A 6,359-nucleotide genomic window follows, 5' to 3' on the forward strand; every position below is an offset into this window, starting at 1 on the left:
GAATTCGAGCACCACCGCCTTCTCGTTCACGCCGTTGGCGCTGCTCGCGCCCGGATCGACGCCACCATGGCCGGGATCGAGTACCACGATCGGCCTCGCATCCACGGGGTGTGCCGGGGCCTCCGGCAGCGGCTGGGGCGTCTTCTCCGCGCGCAGCTTCTTCGCCTCCTGCAACTTGGCGAGGAAGGTCTTCTCGTCGGTGGGCACGAGGTCGATGACGAGGCGCGCCGGCTGATCGTCGCGCGGCTCGAGCACGAAGGAGCGGTCGATCAGAAAGGGACCGCTCACGTCGAGCACGATGCGCGATTTGCCGGGCCCGAACAGGCCATAGCGAAAGGCGGAGACGAGTCCGCGCTGCTCCTTGCCGATGCCTTGGGGCATCTGGAAGCTGACATCGGCCGCGTCGACGATGACCCGGTAGGGATTGCCGAGCGCGAAGACGTGCACGTCAACTTTCTTGGAAAGGTCGGCGATGAAGCGGGTGCGCTCGCGGTCGCCGGCAAGACGGGCGTCCTTGGCAACCGTGCTCCTGGGGTCCGCTTGCGTCGGCGCGGCGAGAAGCGCCGGCGCAACGAGCGCGAGTACCGCACACCAATATGGCGCGGCGGCAACCAAGGCACGCAGAACTCGCATCGTCCCCTACTCGCTTCGACTACAACGCAAAGTCTTCTTCTTCGCAGGCGCCTTACCAGGAGGTTTCTAGGCGTAACGATGCGCCAAATCGGGCCTGGTTTGGAGCCATTGTTAACCACGCTTGGTTAAGCGACCGTTGTGACCCTTTGGCGACGGCACCCTGAGCACTTGCCAAATCTCCCGGCAAACCCGTAATAAGGGGAGACTCAAAATCTCTCTGAGTCTCCGGCCCTTGGACGCCAAACGGCGAGACGGGCGGAACCTTGTTTTGGCGCGTCGGGCCCTTGGAATTTCGGCCCGGACGCAGGAAGGCGGCGGCCCGTTACGACGGCCGCCCAGTTGGAAGACAGGCCGCGGCTTTCATTCGCGGCAGTTTAGGAAATCGCGATGCAGAGTCAGGGCTATCAGCCAAGCCACGGAAATCTCCGGGCTTTCCTGATGCCTATGGCTTGGCGGCCGCAGCTGGCCGAGCCCAAGGACCCGGATTACGGGCCCGAAACGGGTCGTCGCACAGAATCATGGTCCAATAATCATTGGCGCGCGCAGGCCCCAGGCTCACGCCCGGCGCGACGGCTTTTGCCGCCGCCCGCCCCGGCCCGCGCGCCGGAGAAAACACAAAATGGCAAGCAAAATGCTGATCGATGCGGCGCATCCGGAAGAGACCCGGGTTGTCGTCGTCAAAGGAAATCGTGTCGAGGAATTTGATTACGAGTCCGCGAATAAGAAACAGCTCAGAGGCAATATCTACCTCGCCAAAGTCACCCGGGTCGAACCGTCTCTTCAGGCGGCATTTGTCGATTACGGCGGCAACCGGCACGGCTTCTTAGCTTTTACTGAAATCCACCCTGATTATTACCAGATCCCGGTGGCTGACCGGCAAGCGCTGCTTGAGGAAGAGGCCGCGGAGCACAGCCGCGCCTCGGCCGAGGAAGCCGCCGAAGACGATGAGGCGGCATCGGGCGGCCGCCGGCGGCGTGGTGCCCGGCGTGGCCGCGGACGCGGCCGTGGCGAGCCCCGGCGAGAGGCCCAGCACAAAGACAGAGAACCGGAGGCGCCCGAGGCCGAGGCCGATGCGCCCATCGCAAAATTCGAGTTCGACGAAGAGGACGAAATCGATACGACGCCGCGCGACGAGGATGGGGACGATTCCCCGGACGTCGCGCTCGAGGCCGCCGACCACGTTCACGAGGTCTCCGAACCTGCCGAGCCGCGTGACGACGACGACGCGGACGAAAGCAAGGCAGCCGAGGCATCCTCCGACGAGGACGACGATGACGGCGCGGGAGAACGCCGCGAGACCGCGGCCAAGTCCTCCGGCGGTGACGACGAGGACGAAGACGACGACGAGGACAACAGCGAAGACGGCGATCAGGCGTCCGCCAAGGATGGCGGCGAGGACAGCGTCGAATCGGTCGGTTCCGAGGATGCGCTCGAAGAAGTGCCCGAGCGGACCCGGCGCCGGCGCGGCCGTCCCTACAAGATTCAAGAGGTGATCCGCCGCCGCCAGATCATCCTGGTGCAGGTCGTCAAAGAGGAACGCGGCAACAAGGGCGCAGCCCTCACCACCTATCTCTCGCTCGCCGGCCGGTATACGGTTCTCATGCCGAACACCGCGCGCGGCGGCGGCATTTCGCGCAAGATCACCCAGCCCACCGACCGCAAGCATCTACGGGAGATCGCGGGCGAGCTCGAAGTGCCGGAAGGCATGGGGCTGATCATCCGTACCGCGGGCGCCCAGCGCACCAAGACGGAGATCAAGCGCGACTACGACTATCTGCTCAGACTGTGGGAGACCGTGCGCGACCTCACGCTGGAATCGACGGCCCCTGCCCTCGTCTACGAGGAAGGGAGCCTGATCAAGCGCTCGATCCGCGACCTCTACAACAAGGACATCGACGAGGTGCTGGTCGCGGGCGACGATGCCTATCGCGAGGCCAAGGACTTCATGCGCATGCTCATGCCGAGCCACGCGAAGAACGTGAAGCCGTATAAGGAGCCGGAGCCGATCTTCATCCGCTATCTGGTCGAGCGGCAGCTCGCGGCGATGTTCTCGCCCCAGGTGACGCTCAAATCCGGCGGCTACATCGTCATCAACCAGACCGAGGCGCTGGTCTCCGTCGACGTGAACTCGGGCAAGGCGACGCGCGAACACAATATCGAGGATACGGCGCTCAAGACGAATCTCGAATCGTCCGACGAGATCGCCAGACAGTTGCGCTTGCGCGACCTGGCCGGCCTCATCGTCATCGACTTCATCGATATGGACGAGCGGCGTAACAACCGACACGTGGAGAAGCGATTGAAGGAGGCGTTGCGCAACGACCGCGCGCGCATCCAGGTCGGCCGCATCAGCCATTTCGGCCTGATGGAGATGTCGCGGCAGCGTCTGCGTACGGGCGTGCTGGAAGGCTCGACCCATGCCTGCGTCATGTGCCAGGGCACCGGCATCGTGCGCTCCGTCGAATCCGTGGCGCTCGATATCTTGCGCTCGATCGAGGACCGGCTGATCACCGACGGCGTGATGCCGCTGGCCGCCACCACGGCGGTCGAGGTCGCCCTTTACATCCTCAATCAGAAGCGCGGACATCTGAAGGATATCGAGGCGCGCTACCGGGTGCCTGTCACGGTGACGGCCGACAAGGAGCTGCATGTCTCGCAGTTCGTCATCGAGCGCGCCGCCGAGGGCACCTACGTTAATGGCGAGAGCGCGGTGGTCCAGATGGATTGGGCGCATCATCGCGAAGACGCTCCGGCCCCGGCAGCAGAGGCCGACGGCGAACAAGGTAAGCGCCGCCCCAGACGCCGCCGCGGACGCGGACGCGGCCGTGGCGAGGGAGACGAGCGGCCGGCAGCCCAGGAAGCCGAGGACGGCGACGAGGACGCTGCGGTCGGCGCGGCGCCGGAGGAGACCGATGCCGACGGCGAGACCCAGCCGCGGAAGTCCCGCCGCAGAGGGCGCCGTGGCGGCCGGCGCGGACGCGGACGTGGCGCACAGGCCACGAGCGCTGAGCAGCAAGGCGACACCGGCACCGAGGACAGGGAGGCGATGCCCGCCTCCGAAGAGACGTCTCCGGGCGACGATACGCCCGCGCCCCGGGAGGAGCGGCCGAACGGAGGGGGTAAAAGCAAGGATCGCGAGACCCAGCCACAGGCCGACGACGACTCCGCCAGCGAGGAGGACGCACCGGCCCGGCGCGAACCGGAGCCCGCGTTCAGCGTGGCGGCGGCGCGCGATGAGCCGGTTCCGCAGGCAGAGGTGCATGTCGAAAGCGAGGGGAACGACGATCCCGCGCCACGCCGCAGAGGCTGGTGGTCGCGCGGCTAGGACGCTTCGTGTTCAAAACAATCGGGGAGGTGCACAGCACCTCCCCTTTTTTGCATCTATTGCGCCTTGAGCCAGGCCGCGATGCGGCGCGCCGCTTCCCGCATGTCATGCTCGGCCCCCGCATAGCAAAGGCGCAGATAACTATTGCCCCGGTCCGGATCGAAATCGATGCCGGGCGTGACCGCCACGCCCGTCTCCCGGAGCATGGTCTTGGCGAAGGCCGCGCTGTCGCCCGTATAGCGGCTGATATCGGCATAGAGGTAGAAGGCGCCGTCGGCGGGTAGGATCGACTCCAACCCGGCGCGCGGCAGCTCTTCGAGCAGCATGGCGCGGTTGCGCGCATAACGGCTCTTGATCTCCTCGAGCTCGTCCAGCCCATCGAAGGCGCCGAGCGCCGCGATCTGCGAAATGGCGGGGGGCGAGATGTAGAGGTTCTGCGCCAGCCGCTCGATGGTGCGCGTCAAGGCTTCCGGCACCACGAGCCAGCCGATGCGCCAGCCCGTCATGCTGAAATATTTCGAGAAGCTGTTGACCACGATGGCCGCCTCCGAGTGCTGCAGCGCGGTCTCGGCCGGCGCGTCGTATTCGAGGCCGTGATAAATCTCATCGGAAATAAGCCACAGCTTCTGCCGCTCGCAGGCCTGCGCGAGTTCGGCCAGGCGGGGGCCGAGCGCCATGGTGCCCGTCGGGTTGTTCGGGCTCGCCAGCAGAAGCCCCGCGGCGCCGTCCGCGGCGAGCCGCTCGATGTCCGCCGCGGTCGGCATCCAGCGCCCCTGCCCCGAGGTTTCGATCAGATGCGGCCGCAAGCCCAGCGCCTTGAGGATCTGCCTGTAGCAGGGATAGCCGGGCGACGGCAGGCCGAAGGCGTCACCGTGTTCGAGAAGGGCGAGGAAGGCGAGCACGAAGCCCGCGGACGAGCCCGCGGTGACGACGACGCGCTCGGGGCCAACGCGAACGCCGTATCGCTCGGTCATGTAACCGGCGATGCGCTCGCGCAAAGCCGGTAGGCCCAGAGCCTCGGTGTAGCCAAGCCTCTCAGCGGCCAGCGCTCTTTGCGCGCGCTCCCGGGCGGCCCGGGGGGCGGGCGTCGCGGGCTGGCCCACCTCCATGTGGATGATGTCCTCGCCGCCCGCCTCGCGCCGGTTCGCCTCGCCCATCACGTCCATGACGATGAAGGGATCGATGGCGCGCGTCTGCGCGAGCGGCCGCGGCAACCCATGCCTCTCAGACTTGTCACTCACCGGAGGTGTCCTCGCGCGTTGTTGATCGGCGGCATGCGGCTACTGTCACGTTGTCGCCGCAATCAAAAGTCAAGCACGTCGAGCTTGGCAATCGGCGGGGGCCGGCAGCGGCGTGCCAACCTAATGCCTTAAGAAGGCAAAAGAAAACAGGCGTCTTTGCCCGTTCCGCGCAAGCCTATACGATCGCGTCCGACCATGTCGTCCCTGGCTCACACTCGCTCCCGTTTCAGTCCGCCGCCATCGCGCACGGCGCTCGTCGCCTGCTTGATCGCCAGCCTCACCGTTCCGAGCGCGGCGAGCGCGGCCGGCCTCATCCGCGACGCGGAGACCGAAGCGCTGATCCGCCAGTACGCCAAACCGATTCTGCGCGCCGCCGGGCTTGGCGCCCAGAGCGTCAAAATTCACATCGTCAACGACCGCAACTTCAACGCCTTCGTCGTGGATGGACACAACATGTTCATGCATGCGGGCACGCTGATGATCGCGGACACGCCCAACCAGGTCATCGGCGTCATCGCGCATGAGACCGGGCATATCACCGGCGGGCATCTGGCGCGTCTACGCAACCAAGTCTCCAAGGCGCAGTCGACGGCGCTCATGCTCCAGCTGCTCGGCCTGGCGGCCATGGCGGGCGGCGCGATTGCCGGCGCGCCGGGCGCGGCCCAGCTCGGCATGGGCGCGGCCATGGGCGGCACGGACGCGACCATGCGGACCCTGCTCGCCTACCGGCAGACCGAAGAGTCGTCGGCGGACCAGGCCGCCATGAAGTTCTTGGACGCCACCAAGCAATCGGGCCGCGGCATGCTGGAGACGTTCGAGGTGCTGGCCAACAAGCTGCGCGGCATCCAGGGCATCAATCCATATCTGATGACCCATCCCCTGCCGCAGACTCGTATCTCACAGCTCCGTGCCCTGGTGGAGGCGAGCCCGTATTATGAGAACAAGGACCCTCCGGAGCTTCAGTTCCGCCACGATCTCATCCGGGCCAAGCTTTCCGGCTTCCTCGACAAGCCGGAGATCGCCTCCAATCGCTATCCGCAAAGCGACACGTCGCTGCCGAGCGTCTATGCCCGAGCGATCGCCACCTACCGGCAGTCGGGCGTGCAAGTCGCCATGCCCCTGCTCGACCAGCTCATCACCGCACAGCCGGACTGGCCCTA

4 protein-coding genes are annotated in these 6,359 nt (G+C 66.1%); 2 read left to right on the forward strand and 2 right to left on the reverse strand.

Annotation, left to right across the window (positions count from 1 at the left end; genetic code table 11):
* A partial coding sequence (locus ACSLE4_RS05325) for an AMIN domain-containing protein (protein ID WP_435903441.1) occupies positions 1-633 on the reverse strand: 633 nt, incomplete at its 3' end.
* A gap of 619 nt (positions 634-1,252) precedes the next feature.
* Between ACSLE4_RS05325 and ACSLE4_RS05330 the strand changes: the two genes are divergently transcribed.
* On the forward strand, positions 1,253-3,958 hold the full coding sequence (locus ACSLE4_RS05330; protein WP_435903442.1) for an Rne/Rng family ribonuclease: 2,706 nt from the start codon (positions 1,253-1,255) through the stop codon (positions 3,956-3,958).
* 56 nt (positions 3,959-4,014) lie between these two features.
* On the opposite strand, the gene ACSLE4_RS05335 is transcribed toward ACSLE4_RS05330, so the two are convergent.
* Entirely contained in the window at positions 4,015-5,199 is a 1,185-nt protein-coding gene (locus ACSLE4_RS05335) for a pyridoxal phosphate-dependent aminotransferase (RefSeq protein WP_435903443.1), read from the reverse strand.
* Between the two features lie 195 nt (positions 5,200-5,394).
* On the opposite strand from ACSLE4_RS05335, the gene ACSLE4_RS05340 reads away from it, so the two are divergent.
* The coding region (locus ACSLE4_RS05340) for a M48 family metallopeptidase (RefSeq protein WP_435903444.1) at positions 5,395-6,359 on the forward strand (965 nt) is incomplete at its 3' end.

It is taken from the genome of Methyloceanibacter sp., assembly GCF_051306395.1.
Classification (GTDB): domain Bacteria; phylum Pseudomonadota; class Alphaproteobacteria; order Rhizobiales; family Methyloligellaceae; genus Methyloceanibacter.